This window comes from Paenimyroides tangerinum (assembly GCF_003865405.1).
In the GTDB taxonomy this organism is placed as follows: domain Bacteria; phylum Bacteroidota; class Bacteroidia; order Flavobacteriales; family Flavobacteriaceae; genus Flavobacterium; species Flavobacterium tangerinum.
On sequence record NZ_RQVQ01000009.1, the window covers coordinates 50,728 to 71,368 of the forward strand.

General features: G+C 30.6%; 20 protein-coding genes. 10 read left to right on the forward strand and 10 right to left on the reverse strand.

From position 1 onward, the window contains the following. Window positions 1-93 precede the first annotated feature (93 nt). Together gpmI and EG240_RS05345 are read left to right on the forward strand one after the other, a co-directional pair. Window positions 94-1,614 (forward strand): 2,3-bisphosphoglycerate-independent phosphoglycerate mutase, encoded by a 1,521-nt coding sequence (gene gpmI, locus EG240_RS05340; protein WP_125018207.1) that lies wholly within the window; start codon window positions 94-96, stop codon window positions 1,612-1,614. 101 nt (window positions 1,615-1,715) lie between these two features. Further along, the gene (locus tag EG240_RS05345; protein ID WP_125018209.1) at window positions 1,716-2,573 is read left to right on the forward strand and encodes a T9SS type A sorting domain-containing protein; all 858 of its coding nucleotides are present in this window, start codon (window positions 1,716-1,718) and stop codon (window positions 2,571-2,573) included. A 69-nt stretch (window positions 2,574-2,642) separates the two neighbouring features. Here EG240_RS05345 and EG240_RS05350 read toward each other — a convergent pair whose 3' ends face one another. Then, a complete protein-coding gene (locus EG240_RS05350; protein WP_125018211.1) occupies window positions 2,643-3,908 on the reverse strand; it encodes an acetyl-CoA hydrolase/transferase family protein in 1,266 nt (421 codons plus the stop codon). Between the two features lie 329 nt (window positions 3,909-4,237). Between EG240_RS05350 and EG240_RS05355 the strand changes: the two genes are divergently transcribed. The 6 genes from EG240_RS05355 to pruA all read left to right on the forward strand — a co-directional run bounded on the left by EG240_RS05355 (window position 4,238) and on the right by pruA (window position 9,910). Beyond that, on the forward strand, window positions 4,238-4,777 hold the full coding sequence (locus tag EG240_RS05355) for a hypothetical protein (RefSeq protein WP_125018213.1): 540 nt from the start codon (window positions 4,238-4,240) through the stop codon (window positions 4,775-4,777). 118 nt (window positions 4,778-4,895) lie between these two features. Beyond that, on the forward strand, window positions 4,896-5,714 hold the full coding sequence (map, locus tag EG240_RS05360; protein WP_125018215.1) for a type I methionyl aminopeptidase: 819 nt from the start codon (window positions 4,896-4,898) through the stop codon (window positions 5,712-5,714). Window positions 5,715-5,720: 6 nt separating this feature from the next. Next, a complete protein-coding gene (locus EG240_RS05365) occupies window positions 5,721-6,485 on the forward strand; it encodes a class I SAM-dependent methyltransferase (RefSeq protein ID WP_125018217.1) in 765 nt (254 codons plus the stop codon). An 81-nt stretch (window positions 6,486-6,566) separates the two neighbouring features. Then, entirely contained in the window at window positions 6,567-7,814 is a 1,248-nt protein-coding gene (locus EG240_RS05370) for a type IX secretion system plug protein (protein ID WP_125018219.1), read from the forward strand. A 52-nt stretch (window positions 7,815-7,866) separates the two neighbouring features. Next, complete coding sequence (apaG, locus tag EG240_RS05375) at window positions 7,867-8,253, forward strand: Co2+/Mg2+ efflux protein ApaG (protein ID WP_125018221.1); 387 nt, start codon at window positions 7,867-7,869, stop codon at window positions 8,251-8,253. Between the two features lie 31 nt (window positions 8,254-8,284). Next, window positions 8,285-9,910: an L-glutamate gamma-semialdehyde dehydrogenase gene (pruA, locus tag EG240_RS05380; RefSeq protein ID WP_125018223.1), complete on the forward strand. Its 1,626-nt coding sequence runs from the start codon at window positions 8,285-8,287 to the stop codon at window positions 9,908-9,910. 53 nt (window positions 9,911-9,963) lie between these two features. On the opposite strand, the gene EG240_RS05385 is transcribed toward pruA, so the two are convergent. The 4 genes from EG240_RS05385 to EG240_RS05400 all read right to left on the reverse strand — a co-directional run bounded on the left by EG240_RS05385 (window position 9,964) and on the right by EG240_RS05400 (window position 14,274). Continuing rightward, window positions 9,964-10,482, reverse strand: a complete 519-nt coding sequence (locus EG240_RS05385; RefSeq protein ID WP_125018225.1) for a heavy-metal-associated domain-containing protein — start codon at window positions 10,480-10,482, stop codon at window positions 9,964-9,966. 100 nt (window positions 10,483-10,582) lie between these two features. After that, window positions 10,583-10,783, reverse strand: coding sequence for a hypothetical protein (locus EG240_RS05390; protein WP_125018227.1), 201 nt, complete (start codon window positions 10,781-10,783; stop codon window positions 10,583-10,585). Between the two features lie 106 nt (window positions 10,784-10,889). After that, complete coding sequence (locus EG240_RS05395; RefSeq protein ID WP_125018229.1) at window positions 10,890-12,935, reverse strand: insulinase family protein; 2,046 nt, start codon at window positions 12,933-12,935, stop codon at window positions 10,890-10,892. Window positions 12,936-12,948: 13 nt separating this feature from the next. Then, window positions 12,949-14,274, reverse strand: a complete 1,326-nt coding sequence (locus tag EG240_RS05400) for a M16 family metallopeptidase (protein WP_125018232.1) — start codon at window positions 14,272-14,274, stop codon at window positions 12,949-12,951. Window positions 14,275-14,471: 197 nt separating this feature from the next. Between EG240_RS05400 and rplU the strand changes: the two genes are divergently transcribed. Next, a complete protein-coding gene (gene rplU, locus EG240_RS05405; RefSeq protein ID WP_125018234.1) occupies window positions 14,472-14,783 on the forward strand; it encodes a 50S ribosomal protein L21 in 312 nt (103 codons plus the stop codon). A gap of 53 nt (window positions 14,784-14,836) precedes the next feature. Continuing rightward, window positions 14,837-15,097, forward strand: coding sequence for a 50S ribosomal protein L27 (gene rpmA / locus EG240_RS05410; RefSeq protein WP_125018236.1), 261 nt, complete (start codon window positions 14,837-14,839; stop codon window positions 15,095-15,097). 64 nt (window positions 15,098-15,161) lie between these two features. On the opposite strand, the gene EG240_RS05415 is transcribed toward rpmA, so the two are convergent. From EG240_RS05415 to EG240_RS05435, 5 genes are all read right to left on the reverse strand, one after another. Continuing rightward, window positions 15,162-17,825 (reverse strand): beta-sandwich domain-containing protein, encoded by a 2,664-nt coding sequence (locus EG240_RS05415; protein WP_125018238.1) that lies wholly within the window; start codon window positions 17,823-17,825, stop codon window positions 15,162-15,164. Then, on the reverse strand, window positions 17,813-18,589 hold the full coding sequence (locus EG240_RS05420) for a GLPGLI family protein (RefSeq protein WP_125018240.1): 777 nt from the start codon (window positions 18,587-18,589) through the stop codon (window positions 17,813-17,815). The genes EG240_RS05415 and EG240_RS05420 overlap by 13 nt, the downstream gene beginning before the upstream one ends. A 61-nt stretch (window positions 18,590-18,650) precedes the next feature. After that, on the reverse strand, window positions 18,651-18,989 hold the full coding sequence (locus EG240_RS05425) for a hypothetical protein (protein ID WP_125018243.1): 339 nt from the start codon (window positions 18,987-18,989) through the stop codon (window positions 18,651-18,653). A 284-nt stretch (window positions 18,990-19,273) separates the two neighbouring features. After that, the gene (locus tag EG240_RS05430) at window positions 19,274-20,056 is read right to left on the reverse strand and encodes a GLPGLI family protein (protein WP_125018245.1); all 783 of its coding nucleotides are present in this window, start codon (window positions 20,054-20,056) and stop codon (window positions 19,274-19,276) included. Window positions 20,057-20,202: 146 nt separating this feature from the next. Beyond that, window positions 20,203-20,514 carry a hypothetical protein gene (locus tag EG240_RS05435; protein ID WP_125018247.1) on the reverse strand — a complete coding sequence of 104 codons (312 nt, stop codon included), beginning with the start codon at window positions 20,512-20,514 and terminating at the stop codon, window positions 20,203-20,205. Window positions 20,515-20,641: the final 127 nt, after the last annotated feature.

The window sequence follows — 20,641 nt, forward strand, 5'->3', positions numbered from 1 at the left end:
GTTTTTTAACAAAAATCAAGAAGTTTTTTTTTTAATTAAAAGTGTTTAAAAGTTTTAAACTATCAGTAAATTTGGGCGAAATAACACAACATTATGAACAAAAAAGTAATTTTAATGATTTTAGATGGATGGGGAAAATCTCCAGATCCTAAAATCTCTGCGGTTGATCAAGCTCAAACACCTTTTATTGATTCTTTGTATCCAAAGTATCCAAATACATTATTGCGTACAGATGGTTTAAACGTTGGACTTCCAGAAGGTCAAATGGGTAATTCTGAAGTTGGACACATGAACTTAGGAGCAGGAAGGATTGTTTATCAAGATTTAGCTAAAATTAATTTAGCAGTTCAAGATAAAAGTATAGCATTGAATCCAGAGTTAATAAAAGCTTTTAACTATGCTAAAGCTAATAATAAAAAAGTTCATTTTTTAGGATTAGTTTCAGACGGAGGAGTTCATTCACACATCAACCATTTGTTTGGATTGTTAGATGCTGCTAAAAATGCAAAACTAGAAAATGTTTTTGTACACGCATTTACAGATGGACGCGATGTTGATCCAAAATCTGGAGTTAATCATATTGATGCTTTAGTTAAATATATGGAAAATTCAACTGGAAAATTAGCTTCTGTTATTGGACGTTATTATGCGATGGATCGTGACAAGCGTTGGGAACGTGTAAAAAAATCTTATGATTTGTTGGTTAAAGGAATTGGAATGCCGTCTCAGAATGCAGTTTTGAGCATCGCAGATTCTTATCTGAATAATATTACAGACGAATTTATTGAGCCGATTTTAATGGTTGATGAAAACAATAAGTCTGTAGCTACAATAGAAAATGATGATGTGGTAATTTTCTTTAATTTTAGAACAGACCGAGGAAGACAATTAACTGAAGTTTTATCTCAACAAGATTTGATGGAATTCGGAATGGAAAAATTGAATTTATATTACGTTACCATGACCAATTACGATGATAATTATCAAAATGTTCATGTAATGTATGATAAAGATAATATTACAGAAACATTAGGAGAAGTGATTTCTAAAGCTGGCAAAACTCAAATTCGAATGGCGGAAACTGAAAAATATCCTCATGTCACTTTCTTTTTCTCAGGAGGTAGAGAAGAGCCATTTAAAGGAGAAAGTAGAATTCTTTGCCCTTCGCCTAAAGTTGCTACCTATGATTTACAACCAGAAATGAGCGCTTTTGATTTAACAAATGCGTTACTTCCAGAATTAGATAAAGCTGAGGTTGATTTCGTTTGTTTAAATTTTGCGAATGGAGATATGGTTGGTCATACAGGAAGTATGGAAGCTGCAATTATTGCCTGTGAAACTGTTGATCGTTGCGTAAAACAACTTGTAGAAAAAGCTGTTGAAAAAGATTATACTGTTTTGATTTTAGCAGATCACGGAAATTGCGAAACAATGTTTAATCCAGATGGATCACCAAATACAGCACATACAACAAATCCAGTTCCGCTAATCGTTGTTGATAAAGAAATAAAAGAAGTGAAACCAGATGGAGTTTTAGGAGATATTGCTCCAACAATTTTACATTTAATGGGAATTGTAAAGCCTGAAGTAATGACAAGAAAAACTTTGGTTTAATTATTATTGTTGAATTTTATTTCTGTTATATTGAAGAAGTATTGTTTTTTTTATTAATTTAGATAAAAATAATTATTTTTAAATTTTAAAAAATATTTAGTATGATGAAAAAACTACCTTTCTTAATTACTTTAGGTCTTTTCGGGCTTAGTAATTTATATGCGCAAAATATTTTGACGCAAACAAATAATTTAGCACCTACTGATTCTGCTGTTGCTTGTGCGATTGGAACATCACCGAACTATACAGGTATTTCAGCTAGTAGTTATTTTAGAGCTTATACGATTACTTCTAATATGAATATTAATTCTATTAGAGTTGGTGCTGGAGCTGTAACAGGAAATTTTCCTATAACAGTTAAATTACATAGAAGTGCTACCGCTTTTCCAGGTTCATATCCAACAGGATTGACGCAATTGGCTACAGCAACAGCGACATTAACTGCTGCACAAAACGAATCTTTGGTTGTTGTTAACTTTACAAATCCTGTTTCTGTTGTTGCTGGTGAAATAATTGTAGCAGAAGTTAGTAATCTTAGTACTGATGTAGCTAACGGAGGGAATGGAAGTTTACATTTTATGGGAGTTGTTGCTACTCAAACACAACCTGGTTACATTTTAACTGAAGGATGTGGATTTGTAAATCCAACTTCTTTTGTAATGGTTAATCCTGCAGCTAAAATCGTAATTGATTTAATAGAAAATACAACTGCATCATCAGCAGAATTCTTCAAAGAGAATTTTGCTATTTATCCAAATCCAGTAGTTGATGTTTTAAATATTACTTCAATCAATGAATTAGATGTAAAAGAAGTAAGAATTATTGATATGACTGGTAAAGTTTTAAATTCAGGTAAACAATTAGAAGCTATTGATGTTTCAGGTTTAGCTTCGGGTGTTTATTTGATTGAAATAGAGTCAAATGAAGGAAGCGCGACTTCTAAATTTATCAAAAACTAAATTTAAATGATTATTGATTAATCAATAAATAATAAAAAAATAAGCACTTCAATTTGAAGTGCTTATTTTTTATCTAGTTAATATATAATATTCTTTTTCTATTTGTTCTCTGAAATTTGGATGAGCAATATCGATTAATGCTTTTGCGCGTTGTTTTAAAGTTTTTCCATATAAGTTAGCAATTCCATATTCGGTAACAATGTATTGAACATGAGCGCGTGTTGTTACAACACCTGCACCTTGGTTTAACATTGGAACAATTTTGTTCACTCCCTTTGCAGTGATAGACGGAAGTGCAATAATAGCTTTTCCTTCTTTACTTAATGAAGCACCTCTAATAAAATCCATTTGTCCACCAACTCCCGAATACATTTTTGAACCAAAAGAATCAGCGCAAACTTGACCAGTTAAATCTACTTCAATTGCAGAATTTATTGCTATCATTCGGTCGTTTTTTCGAATATTTGCTGTATCGTTTACATAAGAAGATTCTTTCATAACCAAGAACGGATTGTCATTTACAAAATCAAAAAGACGTTGTGAGCCAGTAAGAAAAGTTGCTAAAATTCGATCCTTAAGTAAACCTTTGTGCTTGCCTGTGATAACTCCAGATTCAACTAAATCAATCACTCCATCAGAAAACATTTCTGTATGAATGCCTAAGTTTTTATGATTTTTCAATTTAGATAATACCGCATTAGGAATAGAGCCAATTCCCATTTGTAAGCAACTGCTGTCTTCGATTAATCCCGCTACAAAATCCCCAATCTTATTTTCTGTTTCATTGATAGTATCAGCAATCGATTCATGTAAAGGAATATGATGCTCAACAGCAAAATCAATTTCAGAACTATGAATGCTTGCATCACCAAAAGTTCTAGGCATAAATTTATTGATTTGGGCAATTACTAAATTTGCGTTTTTAACAGCAGATTTTGTAGCTTCAACAGAAACTCCTAAAGAACAATAACCATGAGCATCTGGTGGTGAAACCTGAATAAAAACAGCATCTAATTTCAAAATTCCTTTCGAAAACAATAACGGAACTTCACTTAAAAAAACAGGAGTATAAGAACCATTACCAGCAGCAATTGTATGACGAACATTTGCACCAATGAAAAATGAATTCACATGAAAACTATCTTTATGTTGAATTGCAGCATATTTCGCTTCTCCTTCTGTATGGATGTGACAAATTTCTACATTCCTAAGTTCATCTGCTCTTTCTGTTAGTGCGTTTGTTAATATTGTTGGTGTTGCTGCAGCTGCGTGAATGTAAATACGATCGTTTGATTTTATATGTTTAACAGCTTCTTCGGCGGTAGTTATTTTCATGTAATGCTTAGTTGAGTTTTATGTTGTCTTTACAAAAGTACTGTTAATAAGTTGTTTTTTATGATACTTATTTCATTTTAAATTATTTTTCTTCATTAGTGTTTTTAATTTTTTTTGAAAGTTAAGTTTTAATTTGAAAATAAACGCTTTTGATATTAATATATTGTTTATATTTAAAATAAATTAATAAATTTACACTTATTTTGTATTTGAAAATGTTAATATTTTAGTTATAGAAGAAAATAAAGTATTTTTTGATTTAAAGTGTTATCTATAATATAACGTTTTTTACAATGAAATCTATTTAGAAAAATTAAAAAAAATGAATCATGAATTTTACAAGAACGTTAAATTTTAAATTAGAAGGAATTGAAGGTGATTTCTCAGTTCTTTCCAGCCCTTTTTATTTTAATGGAGTTAAATTATATCACAATGGCATATTGTTACCAAAATCAGGATCGGGTTTTAAAGGGATTTCATTTAGAATTAATAATCCTAACGGATTTGAAATGTTAACAATCAAAGGAAATGGATTTGTACCAATTACCGTTCATATTCAGGATCAGAAAATACAATTGGAACGAGAACTTACAGGCGTTGAAAAAGTCTTGTCGTTTTTACCTTTTGTTATTTTTGGTGCTATGATGTTTTTATTTGGCGGAATAGGAGGTATTATTGGGGGAGTGTTTATTGGAATGTCTATAGCGTTATCATTGTTAATTAGTTCAAGTCTTATTAGACAAGATGTTAATAAAGGGTTGTTAATCTTTTATTTAGTGTTGTTAGGTTTAATATTATTTAGTGTGTATTTTGTAATCACCTTAATTTTTGCTTTTATGATTGGGGGCGCAGTATCGGCTTTCTTATGATTTTAATACAATAGATTCGAAATAAAAAGTTTTTTTGTTTTATTAATTTATGTTTTACAGCTATTTTTTTTTCATCGTTTTAAAAATGTGTACTTTTGTAATCTGAAAAATCAAAATCATGATTATAATTAAAACACGCGAAGAAATCGAATTGATGCGTGAAGCAGCTTTGTTGGTTTCCAAAACCTTAGGAATGTTAGCTAAAGAAATTAAACCTGGAGTTACAACCTTACATTTAGATAAATTAGCAGAACAATATATTAGAGATAACGGCGGAGTTCCTGGTTTTTTGGGATTATACGGATGTCCAGCAACATTATTGACAAGTGTAAATGATCAAATTGTACACGGATTGCCTACTAATCGACCGTTAGAAGATGGTGATGTGGTTTCTTGTGATTTAGGTACAATTGTTCATGAATATTACGGAGATCATTGTTATACTTTCGAGGTTGGAAATGTTGCACCTGAAACCAAAAAATTACTTCAAGTTACTAAAGAATCTTTATATGTTGGTATCAACGAATTTAGATTAGGAAATAGAGTAGAGGATGTTGGTCATGCTATTCAGAAATATGCAGAATCTCATGATTACGGTGTAGTTCGTGAATTAGTTGGACATGGAATTGGTAAAAAAATGCACGAAGCACCAGAAATGCCTAATTATGGTAAAAAAGGACGAGGAAAAAAATTCGTTGACGGAATGGTGGTTGCAATTGAACCTATGGTAAACATGGGAACAAAAAATATCAAACAATTAAAAGACGGTTGGACAATTGCTACTCGCGATGGAAAACCTTCTGCACACTTTGAACACGATGTGGCTTTAATTGATGGTAAACCAGAAATTTTATCTACATTCTATTATATTTATAAAGAATTAGGAATTGTAAGTAACGAGGAAGACGCTTTCAGACAAGTACCTTTAGTTCTTTAATTTTTTATGAAGAAATTATTTAAGATAGTTTTGAACAGCATACCTCGACCGATTTTAATTCGGTTGAGTTATGTGGTTCGTCCTGTTTTAGCTTTGTTTTTAAAAGGAAATCGTTTTACCGATCCGATTGATGGTAAATCGTTTCGGACTTTTCTTCCTTATGGATACGGTCATCAACGTAATAATGTGCTTTCGCCAAGTACACTTTCATTAGAAAGACATCGTTTATTGTGGTTATATCTTCAAAACGAAACTGATTTTTTTACTAAAGAATTGAAAGTTTTGCATTTTGCACCTGAACAAGCTTTTTATAAACGATTTAAGAAACAAAAGAATTTACAGTATACAACTACTGATTTAGAGTCGCCTTTGGCCGATGTAAAAGCAGATATTTGTAATTTGCCTTTCGAGGATAATTCATTCGATTTTATTTTATGTAATCACGTTTTAGAACATATTCCAGATGATAAAAAAGCGATGCAAGAGTTATATCGTATTTTAAAACCTGGAGGAATTGGGATTTTTCAAATACCTCAAGATTTAAATCGAGAATTCACTTTCGAGGATAATTCTATTGTTGATAAAGCCGAAAGAGCAAGGATTTTCGGACAGTATGATCACGTTCGAGTTTATGGGCGAGATTATTTCGATAAATTAAGAGCTATTGGTTTTAAAGTAGATGAGGTTGATTATACCAAAAAATTGTCAGCCAATTTAATTGAAAAATATTGTTTAGCACCAGGTGAAATTATTCCTGTTTGTTATAAGTAAAATCCTGTTTTTCAGGATTTTTTTTATTTGTTTTTAAATTTAAATGAATATTCATATCTTTAGAAATCTAAATTAAATCCCATGTTTCGAAAAAAAATAGTACTACTTTTTATGATTTTGAGTTTTCAAATGTTTGCTCAAAAAGTAAATGAAGTTGCACCACCATATTATATAAAATCCGTTTCTATCAATACTGGAGCAGAATCTGTGTATCCAATGTTTCGTTTGGGAGATTATTTCAATATTGAATTTGATGATTTGATGGCTCAGAGTTCCAATTATTTTTATAAAATAAAGCATTGTAATGCAGATTGGACACCTTCAAATTTACAGATAACAGAATACTTGGGAGGTTTTAATGATATGCAAATTTTAAATTTTCAGAATTCATTTAACACACTTCAAAGTTTTACACATTATAAATTGACATTACCTAATAGTAATACCCGTTTTTTAATTAGTGGAAATTATATTATTGAAGTTTTAGATGATGATGGAGATATTATGTTTTCTCGTAAAGTGATTGTTTATCAAGAAGAAGTTGGTGTTGGAGTTACGATTAATCGTACAAGAAATAATGCGACTATAGATTCGAAACAAAATGTTGCCATTACGATTGATTATAACGCTGAGGCTTACAATAATCCGAAAGAAAATTTCAAAATTGCTATTATGCAAAATGGGCGTTTTGATACTTCGATAACAAATGTACCACCACAATATACAATCGGAAGTCAGTTTATTTATAATTATGATACAGAAACACAGTTTTTTGGAGGAAATGAATTTTTATATTTCGATAATAGTAATATAACTCAAGTTAATAATAATATTGCAAAAATAACTTCTACGGACATTTATAATTCTTATTTATATCCGCTTCCGCCTCGAGGTTTAAGACAATATTCTTATTACGAAGATTTAAACGGAACTTTCTTGCCTCGAAATAAATTTAGAAATGATGCAGCGACAGAAGCTGATTATGCTTGGGTTTATTTCAATTTACCAACTGAAGAATATGTTGGAAAAGATGTTTATGTTGTTGGAATGGTTGATAACTATTTATTGACAGATAGAAATAAATTAGAATATGATGCTTCCGAAAAAGCTTATAAAAAAGCTATTTTATTAAAACAAGGATTTACGAGTTATTTGTTTAGTTTAGTAGATTCAAAAACTAAAAAAATAGATTTTCAGGATTCGATTGATGGAAACTTTTATCAAACAGAAAATGATTATCAAGTAATTGTCTATTATAGAGGAATCATTGACCGTTCTGATCGTGTAATCGGATTTGGAGCAGCAAAGAGTCTAAATATAACAAATTAACAATTTATTACCACTTATATTTCTTAACTTTGAATATCAATTGATTTTAATTATGATTTCTCAAATTACCAAAGGCATTAAGATAACTGTAAAAACGAGTTTTGAAGGTACTTATTTTAAGAACCATAAAATTCAGTTTGCTTTTAGTTATGAAATTACCATAGAGAATCAAGGTAAAGATTATGTTCAATTAGATTCGCGTCATTGGGAAATAAAAGATGCATTAAACGGATTAGAATTGGTTGATGGAGAAGGTGTTTTAGGAAGAAAACCAATTATTAAACCTGGAGAAAAACACAGTTATAGTTCTGGATGTTTGTTGACATCACCTTTCGGAAGTATGAAAGGATATTATAACATGATTAATTTCTCTACAACAAAAAGATTTAAGGTGGTCATTCCAACATTTAAGTTGAGTGCGCCATTCGCAATAAATTAATCAAACTAAACTAAATCAAAAAAATTTAATTATGCCTAAAGGAATTTTTAATGTTCCAAAAGCGTACAACGAAGTTGTAAAATCATACGCGCCAGGAACTCCTGAAAGAGAAGAAGTGAAAAAAGCATTTGCTGAATTATATAATTCAACAGTTGATATTCCTCTTTATATTGGAGGTGAAGAAATCAGAACAGGAAATACAAAAAACTTATTTCCACCGTTTGATCATCAACATCATTTAGGTGTTTATCATACCGCTGATAAAGCTTTAGTTGAAAAAGCTATTGTAACAGCACTTGAAGCTCGTAAAAAATGGTCAGCAATGGCTTGGGAGCACAGGGCTTCAATTTTCTTAAAAGCTGCTGAATTATTAGCTGGGCCTTACCGTGCTAAAATCAATGCTGCGACTATGATTGCACAAGCAAAAACCGTTCATCAAGCAGAAATTGATGCAGCTTGTGAGTTCATTGATTTCTTAAGATATAATGTTGAGTATATGACGCAAGTTTATGCACAACAACCAGCTTCATCAGAAGGAATTTGGAATAGAGTAGAGCACCGTCCATTAGAAGGATTTGTTTATGCGATTACACCATTTAACTTTACTGCTATTTCTGGAAACTTACCTTCTTGTGTAGCGATGATGGGTAATGTTGTGGTTTGGAAACCTGCTGCAACTCAAATTTATTCTGCTCAAGTAATTGTAGAAGTTTTCAAAAAAGCTGGTTTACCAGACGGAGTTATCAATGTCGTTTATGGAGATTCAGGAATGATTACAGATACTATTTTAGATAACGAAAATTTTGCGGGAATTCACTTTACAGGTTCAACAGGTGTTTTCAATGATTTCTGGGGAACTATCGGGAAAAACATTTCTAAATACAAAACATATCCAAGAATCGTTGGAGAAACAGGTGGAAAAGATTTCGTTTGGGCACATCCATCTTCAGATGCAAAAGAGGTAGCAACAGCTTTATCTCGTGGAGCGTTCGAATATCAAGGTCAAAAATGTTCGGCAGCTTCTCGTGCTTATATTCCAGCTTCGTTATGGGAAGAAGTGAAAAATTTTGTAATAGAAGATGTGAAATCATTCAAAATGGGTTCACCAGAAGATATGTCTAATTATATTTCTTCAGTAATTACAGAAGGTTCTTTTGATAAATTGGCAAAAGCTATCGATGCAGCAAAAGCTTCAAGCGAAGCAGAAATTGTTGTTGGAGGTGGATATGATAAATCAAAAGGATGGTTTATTGAGCCAACGGTTATTTTGACTTCAAACCCTAAATACGATACAATGGAACGCGAATTATTCGGTCCGGTATTAACAGTTTATGTTTATGAAGATGCGAAATGGGAAGAATCATTAAAATTAGTTGATGAAACTTCTAATTACGCTTTAACAGGGGCTATTTTCTCTCAAGATCGTTATGTAATTGAGATTGCTACAAAAGCTTTAGAAAATGCTGCTGGTAACTTCTATATCAACGATAAACCAACAGGAGCAGTTGTAGGACAACAACCATTTGGTGGAGCTAGAGGTTCTGGAACTAATGATAAAGCAGGTTCAGTGTTGAATTTATTGCGTTGGGTTTCTCCACGTACTATTAAAGAAACATTTGTACCAGCAAAAGATTATAGATATCCGTTCTTAGGATAAAAAATGAAAAAGCTCTCAATGAAAATTGGGAGCTTTTTGTTTGGTTTGAATTCTTATAAAAGATTAGATTTCTTTTCAGATTTCTCCTCTTTCTTTTCAGATTTTGTTTCTTTTTTCTTGTCTTTATCACAAGATTTTCCAGATTTTGAACAACAACCTTTTTTCTCTTTCTTAGGTTCTTGGAAGTTCATAGCAGTTTCTAATGAAGAATGCATGTTTTCAACTTGATATAATCCGTCACCGATTTTTTCAACCGTTTGTTCGATACTTTCAATAGATTGTTGCGCATTGTCAAATTCAACAGTAGCTTTCTTTGTATCGTAGTCAACTACAGCAGATTTTACACCGTTTAATTTTGCTAATTTACCTTCGATAACTTTAGCGCATCCAACAGCACAAGACATTCCTTCAATTTCAAAAGAAGCTTTCTCCATAACTCCAGTAACTTCATTAGAAGTGTTTTCTATTGCTAAAGAATCTTTTCCGTTAGAGTCGATTGTTTCTACAACTTTGTCTTTACATCCTACCAAGAAAATAGTAGATAAGGCTAATAAAGCGAATGTTTTTTTCATTTTCTTATGTTTTTGAATTATTAATAACAATTTTATATATACAAATGTATAAAAAAAAAGCCACCAAAAAATGGAGGCTTAAAAATTATGTTTTTTTAAATTATTTTAGTTCATCACCAGTAGCGGTTTCGTAACCTTCTGCTTCTGTAGGAGTAAGTTCTGTAGAAGTAGTATCTTGTTGAGTTACGTTTTCAATTTGTGGAGAATCTGTGCCATCAGTTTCAACTGTATCTACAACTTTATCTTTACAGCTTACCATGAAAATAGTTGATAAAGCCAATAATGCGATTGATTTTTTCATTTTTATTATTGTTTGAATTAATGCGTAATAATATTTTTATTATTGAACAAATTTATAAAAAAAAAGCCACCAAAAAATGGAGGCTTAAAAATTAAGTTTTTTTATATTATTTGAAATCAGCGTCAGAAACTCCTTCGTTGATTTTAACATCTTTAGTAATCATTTCGATGTCGATACCCATATTCACTGTTGTTTTGAAAGGAACTTTAATCCCTTTTACATCTTTGTAGTCTGCGAAATATACAGTTTGAACACCTTGTTGACCTTGCATGTCAAATGCTGTTGCTGTTGCAGTTTTTAAACCTGTTTTTGTATCAAAATAATGAGTTGTATCACCATCTTTGATTCCATAACAATCTACACCTTCAATGTTTTCAATACCAACTAAAACAACACCAGGTTTAGAAGCTAATTCCATTTCACTAAACAATTTTGCTGAAGCTTGAGCTTGTTTCAAATCGTCACCAGTTAATGTTTGTTTTTGTCCTTGTTGTTCAACATATCCCATTGATGGAGTAACAATTTGTTTAGACATTGTTTGACCCATCATTGTTGTAGTTGAATTTAATTGACCTTTGTTAGTTTGTTTCGTAACAGTAGTTAATTCCATTCCTTGAACAGTTGCATTAGCAGTTGTAGAAATTGATTTAACTGTTTTTAATTTAGATTCACCACCAATAGCATTTGTGTAATTATCAATTACAGATTTAACAGTTACACCTGCTGGGATTTCTTTTTTTAATTCTGGTTTAGAAGTTGGTTTACCAAACTTATCGTAGAAATGAAGTTTATAAGGTAATTTTTCTAATCCTGGTAAAACATCAGCTGCTTTTCCAACAATGATAATTCTTAAATTTTCTGCTTGGAAATATCTGTTAGCAGCTTTTTGAACGTCTTCTACAGTTACTGCATTTAAATTTTTAATGTAGTTTTCGTAGAAATCAACAGGTAAATCTTGTGTTTTAGTTCTCAAAGCAAAAGAAGCGATTGTTCCTGCTTTTTGAGTTCCCATTACAAAGTTTCCGATAAATTTAGCTTTAGCTAATTTCAATTCATCTTCAGTAACTTTTTCAGTTCTGATTTTGTGAATTTCTTTCATAAATTCAACAACTGCACTATCAGTTACAGAATTTCTTACCGAAGCAGTAGCTTTGAATTTAGAAGTATATTTTCCTGAACCAATAGAAGAATATGCTCCGTAAGTCCATCCATTTGCTTCACGTAGGTTTAAGAACAAACGTCCTTCTCCACCACCACCAAGAATTTGGTTAGCCATTGTTGTAGCAAAGTAATCTTTGTCAGTCATTTTTAATTCAACTGCATTTACAATCGCGATTTCTGATTGAACTGCATTTGGCATATCAACAAAGTCGATTTGAGTTTTACCAACGTTTTTAGTTGCTGGGAATTCTTGTTTTGGAGCAGATGCTTTTTTCCATCCTCCGAATAATTTCTCAACTTGTTTTTTTACTTTTTTATAATCAACGTCACCGATGATTACTAAGTAAGCATTTTCAGGAACGAAATAAGAAGCATAATTATCTTTTACATCTTGTAGAGTAACAGCACTAATCGTTTCTTCTGTTTCGAATTCTCCGTAAGGGTGATGTGTTCCGAATAATAAAGCATTTTCAACACGACCTGCTACTGCTGTAACTGATTTTTCAGAAGATTTTAAACCTTCAATTGCTTGAGCTTTACTCTTGTCAAATTCTTCTTGAGAGAAAATTGGATTTAAAGCTCCATCAGCCATAATTTCTAAAATACGTTCGCTGTATTTAGATAAACCACTTCCTGATGCACCTGTGTTCCAAAAGTTGATGCTAGCTCCTAAGAAATCAATTTCTTCTGTAAAAGCTTCTTTAGATATTTTTTTTGTTCCGTTACCAACTACTGAACTAGTTAATGAAGAAACACCAGCAATATTACCTTCGTGGTAAGGAGCTGTATCGATAGTTAAACTATAACTTACGCGAGGTAATTTATGATCTTCAACGACTAAAACTTTTAAACCATTTTTAAGAGTAAATTCTTTTGGTTTAGAGATGTTAACCGCAGGAGCTGGTCCTGGTTTTGGTTGTGGTCTTTGGATTTGAGCTTCAGAGCTTAAAGAAAGCATTAAAGCTGTCGCTATAATAAATATTTTTTTCATTTCTTAAATAATCTTAGTTTGCAGCTTCTTCTTTAACAGGAACGTAATCTAAAAGTAAACGCGCGTTTGGTTGTAAATACTTTTTAGCTACTTCTCTAATTTCTTCTCTTGTAATAGAACGGTAAATATTAATTTCTTCATTAATTAAATTAATGTCTCCCATCAATAAATAGTTAGTTGCTAAATTTTCAGCTAAACTTTCTAAGTTTGAGTTACTGTTTACGTAGTTATTTTCAAACTCGTTTTGTAATTTTTGGTAATCTCTTTCAGAAATTAAGTTTGTTTGTAAATCAACAATTTCTGCATCGATTACTTTTTGAAGTTGTTCACGCGTGAATCCTGGCATTGGAATATCTAAAATTAAATACATTCCGTAGTCTTCTTGAGAGAAGTTAAATGCACTTACTTGCATTGCCATTTTGTCTTGATCAACTAATTTTTTGTATAAACGAGAAGATTTACCACCAGTTAAAATAGAAGAAACCATATCTAAAACGCGAGCATCTCTTGTTTTGTTAGATGGAGTTCTGTAAGCAGTGATATACATTGGTAATTGAATATTCGGATCTTGGTACTCAGCAATGATTGGTGTAGTAATTGGATCTTCTGTAATTTTGATTCGCTCAACTGGAGTTCCTTTTTTAATAGGTCCGAAGTATTGTTGAACTAATTCTTTTGTTTGTTTGAAATCGATATCTCCAGCAATTACTAAAACAGCATTGTTAGGAATATAGAATTTTTTATTAAAAGCTTGGAATTCTTCTAAAGTTGCAGCATCTAAATGTTCCATAGAACCGATTGGTGCCCAACGATAAGGGTGTTTTTTAAACATATTACGTTTAACCTCAGTAATTAAATTTCCGTAAGGTTGGTTGTCAACACGTAAACGTTTTTCTTCTTTAACAACTTCATTTTGAGTGTCAACTCCGATTTGGTTGATAACTGGTTGTAGCAAACGGTCAGATTCCATCCAGATAGCTAACTCTAAATTGTTCGATGGGAAAACTTCGTAGTAATAAGTTCTATCGTCAGAAGTATTTGCATTATTATGTCCTCCGTTAGCAGTAACTAATTTGAACCATTCTCCTCTTTCAATATTTTCTGTTCCTTCAAATAATAAATGTTCAAAGAAATGCGCGAATCCTGTACGCTCTGGATTCTCGTCTTTAGCACCCACGTGGTACATTACAGAAGTAACAACAACTGGAGCCGATTTGTCTTGATGTAAAACTACATGCAGACCGTTGTCCAATGTATACTCTTCAAATTCAACTTTTTGAGCAAATACAGCACCACTTAAAAACAGAGCTGCAGTCAAAGCTGTTAAAGATTTTTTCATAATTTTAATTTAAATTAATTTTGACTTTGTTCCAAATAAGTCGCAATTTCCGAAAATTGTTACACTTTTTTATATTTTTTTTAGATTAATAATTGTCAGTAACTTAGTTGAATAAAAAAAGAGAGAATCTATTTTTAAAATCAATAAAAAGATTTATATTTGCAGACTTATAATAAACTTAATTAATTTTTATTGTTATGTACGCAATCGTAGAGATAGCAGGGCAACAATTCAAAGTTAGCAAAGACCAAAAAGTTTATGTTCACCGTTTAGCAACAGAAGAAGGATCAAATGTAACGTTTGATAAAGTTCTTTTCGTTGATAACGCAGGAGCAATTACTTTAGGCGCCCCAGCTATAACAGGAGCTTCAGTAGAAGCGAAAGTTTTGAGACACCTTCAAGGTGATAAAGTTATCGTTTTCAAAAAGAAAAGAAGAAAAGGATACAAAAAGAAAAATGGTCACAGACAAGCATTAACTCAAATCGTAATTGAGGGAATCAATATCTAAGAAATTAGATAACTGTAACTAAAAAAGTATAAACAATTTAAAACCAAAACATCATGGCTCACAAAAAAGGTGTCGGTAGTTCTAAGAATGGTAGAGAATCAGAATCGAAACGTTTAGGCGTTAAGATTTTTGGTGGTCAAGCTGCTATTGCTGGAAACATCATTGTAAGACAAAGAGGTTCTAAGCATAACCCAGGTGAAAACGTTTACATGGGTAAAGATCACACTTTACATGCTAAAGTTGACGGAGTTGTACAATTCGTGAAAAAGAGAGATAACAAATCTTTCGTTTCTATTGTACCATTCGAAGCTTAAGAATTAGTATTTACTTAATTAAGTAAGAAAAAATAAAAACCGTTCTATTATTAGAGCGGTTTTTTTATTTAAAACGATAACTGATTTTTAATAAAGCATATCGAGAAATCAATTTGTAATTGGTTTGTGAAACACTAATGTCGGTAATACTGTAACTAGTGAATGTATCGTTATTGAAAATATTATTTACCATAAACTCAAACTGAATCTTATCATTCATATTATAATTGATGTTGAAATCTGAAAAGTAGAAATCTTTTTTACCTTCTGATAATCCTCCAAAATAATAACGTTCGTTACGTAAGGTTGCAAATAGTTTTTTACTAAAACGGAAAGTTAGATTCACAAAACTTCTGTTATTGGTATAGTCAACTTTGTAATTGGTTTTAAATTCGGAATAATTCCATTTTGAACCTACGTGATAATTAAACAATCCATTGAAACCTGAACGCAATTCAAAACCATAATCGATTCCGTTTGAGGTGATATTTCTGATGTCTGAATCGTTTACATAATTTTGAAAATGTGACGTATTTCCGCCAAAATTAAGTTTCAGATTTGTTTTCATGAACTTGAAATAATAATCGATAGTTGCGTTGTAAAAAATCATATCTCTATCATTTAAAACAATCGGTTCTGAAAGCGAATAATTTTGAGTTAAATCAGATTTGCTTGAAAAATAACTGTCAGCAAAACTATATCCTACAAAAGCAGAAGCTAAAAATCGGTCAGACCAATTGCCGTAAGTGTAACCTAAATTCGCATTATGATTCGCAAACTTGGTAAAATCCGCATAACCTAAAGAAAAACTTCTAAAACCAGTGTGAATATAATTCGGATTCATATTCATAAAATCGTTGGTTTGCCAATTGAAACTATAACTTCCTTGTAATTTGTTTTTACGATTGATGTCCCAATTAAATCCCAAACCTGGATTTATTAAAATTGGATTGTATTTTTTTGTATCGTTATACGAAGTTAATTCCTGATTAAAATAATTCAGTTTTATGTTTGGAACCAATCGAAAAGCTTCAGAAAATTGATACGCATAACTCAAATTCGCATACAAATTATTGTTTTGGAATTTCATTTGATTTTGAAAATCTTCAGGAAAAACTTCAGAATTGTTTTCAATTAACGCAAAATGAGTATTTAAATTATCGTGTCGAAATTCAGAACCTAGATTAAATTCAAGCAAATGTCCGTTTGGTCTTCGGTCCAAAAATTTAGCTTCAAAACCAACAAAATTCATTTTATCGTTCGATGTTTGTTTCACTGCTTGCGCATTTGTGTTGAACAAATCTTGATACACAAATTGATTTACTCCATAATTTTGTGGCGTTTCTTCAGAGATAAATCTTCCTGCTAAAATCCACACTTTTTTATCAGTTGGTTTTACTGTATAAACGGCTTTGGTATCGAAATAATTGGTATTTGTTTTTAGACGTTCTTCTAAATTTTCGGCATTAAAGTCAATGTTACTTGCATCTTTATTGGTGTTGTAATTGTAACGTGTGGAAACTTCTAAAGTTGCTTTTTTACTGAAATCGTGTGTTAAATCTAACTTTCCAAAAACACTAAATTGTTTCTGACGCATTTTGTAATTTTCGGTATTTTCAAATTGCGTATTTCCGTCAGAAAATGAATCGAAACTATCTCTGAAATAATTTTGCTCGTTGGCGTTTAAAAATGCAATGGCTTTTAGTTTTGTATTTGGATTAAGTGTAAAAATACTGTTTAACGAAAGTAATTCGGCATTGTTAAAATTGGTTCTGTTGTCACGTAACGAAGCCGTTGAAGGAGCCAAACTCAAATATTTATTACTTGATTGATTATCGCCAACTACGTAATCATTGGACGAACGGATAAGATGACCGATATCGCCAGTAGCATCTTCGCCCAAATTGTTTAGATTGGTTAAAAAATAGTATTTACTTTTTTTACTAAAGTTCATTAAGTTACCACGAACCGTATATCGATTTTCAGAAACTACACCGTAACCTGCATCGACATTTCCGAACCATTCTCTTTTAGCATCGTCTTCTAAAGTTAAATTAAGCGCCACTTTATCACTATTTTCAATACCTTTTAAATGTTTGTTATTGGAATAATTTTTTAAAAGTTCTACCGTTTTTAAAGGGCGGACGGGCATGTTTTTAGAAAGTAGTTTGTAGCCTTTTTCAAAAAAGTCATCACCTTCAATCATGATTTTTTCAATTTCTTGATTGCCGACTTTTACTGTTCCGTTTTCGGATACTTGAACACCCGGAATTTTCTTTAGTAAATCTTCAACCACATTTTCGGTACCATCAGCAAAGGCTTTTACATTGAAAACGATGGTATCGTTTTTTTCTCGGATTGGCGCTACATGCTCAATGATGATTTCTTCTAGCAGTTCCTCTTTTACAGTTAAAACAACTTCAATTTTTTTGTTGGATTCTTGAGTTAAATCAACGGTAAGGATTTGCTTTTCGTAACCCAAAGTATTTATTTGTAGCGTGTAAATTTGCTTTTCTAAGTTTTCGAATGTAAAAGAACCATTGTTTTTGGTGAAAGCATACGTAATGGTTTTGTTATCACTATTTTTTACAATAACACTTACATTATCTAATGCCGTAGCTTCTTGGTTTTTTACCACACCTTGTATAGATTGTGCAACAGCAGCTTTACCCAAAAGTAAAACTGCTGCTACAATAACTATTTTTATGAGGTGTTTTATTCTTCCCATTCGTATTTTTTTTCTAACTCTCTTTTTCTATAATCAATTTTTTGATAAGTTGTGTCTAATATTTCAACATCAAGTTCTTCTAATAATCTCGTTGATGATATATCTACAGTATCTTTATAATATTCATCTAATTTTTTTATATAATCTTGTTGATTAATTGTTTTTTCTTTACTAAAATCGTAAGTGGTAAAATTATATTCTTTTGGTTCTGCGATTTTGATTAATTGCCATTCGAAATGGAAATCTTGAGCATCATCATTTATTTCATAAGCTAAACCTGGTAAATTGTTAAATTTCCAAGGACCCTGTGATATAGGAGTATTTAAATCACACCAAGCCGTATAATTTCTACCTCTAAAAGTTGTAGTTGCTTTTTGTAGTTTTACCTCTTTTATTGTTTTGAATTCATCTGACAATTTCCAATTTTGTATTGGTATTGTTTCCTCAAAATAATAAAAGTTATCCAGTCTTTTTATTTTTGATTTTATTTTAAAATTTTGATTTTCAGTGATGTATATGTAGTTTGCTTCTTTTGAGTTTGGTAATGAATAAATTGCATCAGGTGAATTTTTTCGTCTATTATATGAAAATTTGCCTTTTATATAAAAGCTTTTTGATTTATCAGTAAATAAATACAAATCATCATAACTAATTGCTGTAATATCTAAATAATTAGTTGCTTTGTATGTCAATTTAATAGCTTCTTTCTTTTGTGCGTGACTTACAAAGGAGCATAATAAAACGATGTAAATAATCTTAAACATTTTTTTTGAATTTATGTTAGTAATTTTTAAGGAAGTTTAAATTTAAACTTCCTTAAAAAAATTAATATGCAATCATGTAATCATTATTTTCAGGAGTAGCATCTTTACTATCTCTTTCGTCTTGCATATCTTTTAGTTTTTTGTTTATTTCATCACAAGTGTTATTACAAACTCTAACTCTCTGTGTTGAAGAACTTTTTAGATCTCCATAGTCATCAAATTTTAGTGTTATTAAATTACAAATAGTACATCCATCCTCTTCAGAAAATACATATTTCTCAATTGTAGTTGTGTTTTCTCCATTTTTAATTTCTAGGTTTTCATTCACCACTTCATTCGAAGCAAACCCACTAAAAGCAAAAGCTACGCAAGCTAATGCACTAAACATTAATTTTTTCATACTATAAATGATTAATTGTTAATAAATGTTTTAGAACTTTTCTAAAACTTCTATCACAATAATAATAATAATAATAATAATAATACACTGCAAATCAAATTGTTAGTTTGAAAAAGAAAATGTTTTTTGCTTATTTTTTAGTTTTTTTTTTGGTGATTTATCTGTTTTAAATTATGTTTTGTTCTAATTTTTAATGTTTTATTAGAATGCTACTTTACTTAAAATTCCTTAAAATGAAAAAGAAAGTGTTTTTTTTTAACTTATAAACGTATTATGAAGATGTTTTATTCTTCCCATTCGTATTTTTTTTCAATGTCTTTAAGACGAAATTTTTCAAAATCTTTTATAATCTCCTCTTTTTTTCTATTAGGAAAATTTAATTCCATTTTTGAAAGAAGAATGTTTTCATCGTCAATGAAATCTTCTTGATATTTATTTATAAAATTTTTTATATCGATTAAGTTTCTGTCTAATGGATTATTAAAAGGTAGAATTCCTTTTTTTGTTTTTAAAGATTTCAGTTTCCAACTATAATTATTTGTTTCTGCCAATTCGATAACTTCGAATATTAAACCTGGTAAACCATTGAATTTCCAAGGGCCAATTGATATTGGATGTTCATATGAAAACCAAACTTCATAATTTCTTCCTCTAAAAGTGGTAGTCGCTTTTGTTAGTTCAATTTCATTGATTGATTTTGTTTCTTCAGTAATTTTCCAATTTATAATTGGGATAGGTTCGGTTGTGATATAAGTATTATGTAATGGAGATATTTGATTGTATAAAATATTTTTATTAAAATCTACATAAATAAAATCAGTATTTTTTCCATCACTTGGTATTACTATTTCATATTCATTTTTTGGTTGATAGAAATTAGCAATTACTTTTGTATTTCCTTGCTTATAGAAAGCTTTTTTCTTTAAACTGTCATAATATAATTTGTCAAAACTTTGAACTGTTTCGTCGTTATTCGCTACATAAACATATTCTATTTCATATAAATTGTTTTGTGAGAATATTGAAAATGAAGACAATAAAAATAGTATTACAGATAGGTATTTCATTGATTTTTAAGTTAACGTATTGGATAGTTACTGATTCTGATTGTTCGCTTATCAAAGTCTAGACTTTTTTAAATTTATGACATTTAGAAATTAGTAAAAAAATATAAACTTTTAAACGAACAACCAGATCATTATATTAAATCATTTTAACTTTTACTGATTGTATTTGATTGTTTTTCCTGTGCTTCTTTAAATTTTTTATTTAAATCAGCTACTGCTTCTTCACATGTTTTGAAGGGAGAAGAACTGACATAATATTCTTGTGTTCTAGTTGTTCCATCTTTTCTTGTTGTTGTAATTGTTATATAACAAGCTTCTGCGAAGTTTTTTTCTTCAGAAACTTGGATGTTTTCCTGCTCATTTATTTTTGTTTTTTCTCCCTTAACTTCTTCATTCGAAGCAAAACCACTAAAAGCAAAAGCTACGCAAACTAATGCACTGAACATTAATTTTTTCATAATATAAATGATTAATTGTTAATAAATGTTTTAGAACTTTTCTAAAACTTCTATCACAATAATAATAATAAGTTGCAAGTCAAATAGTTAGTTTGAAAAAGAAAATGTTTTTTGTAGGTTTTTTAGT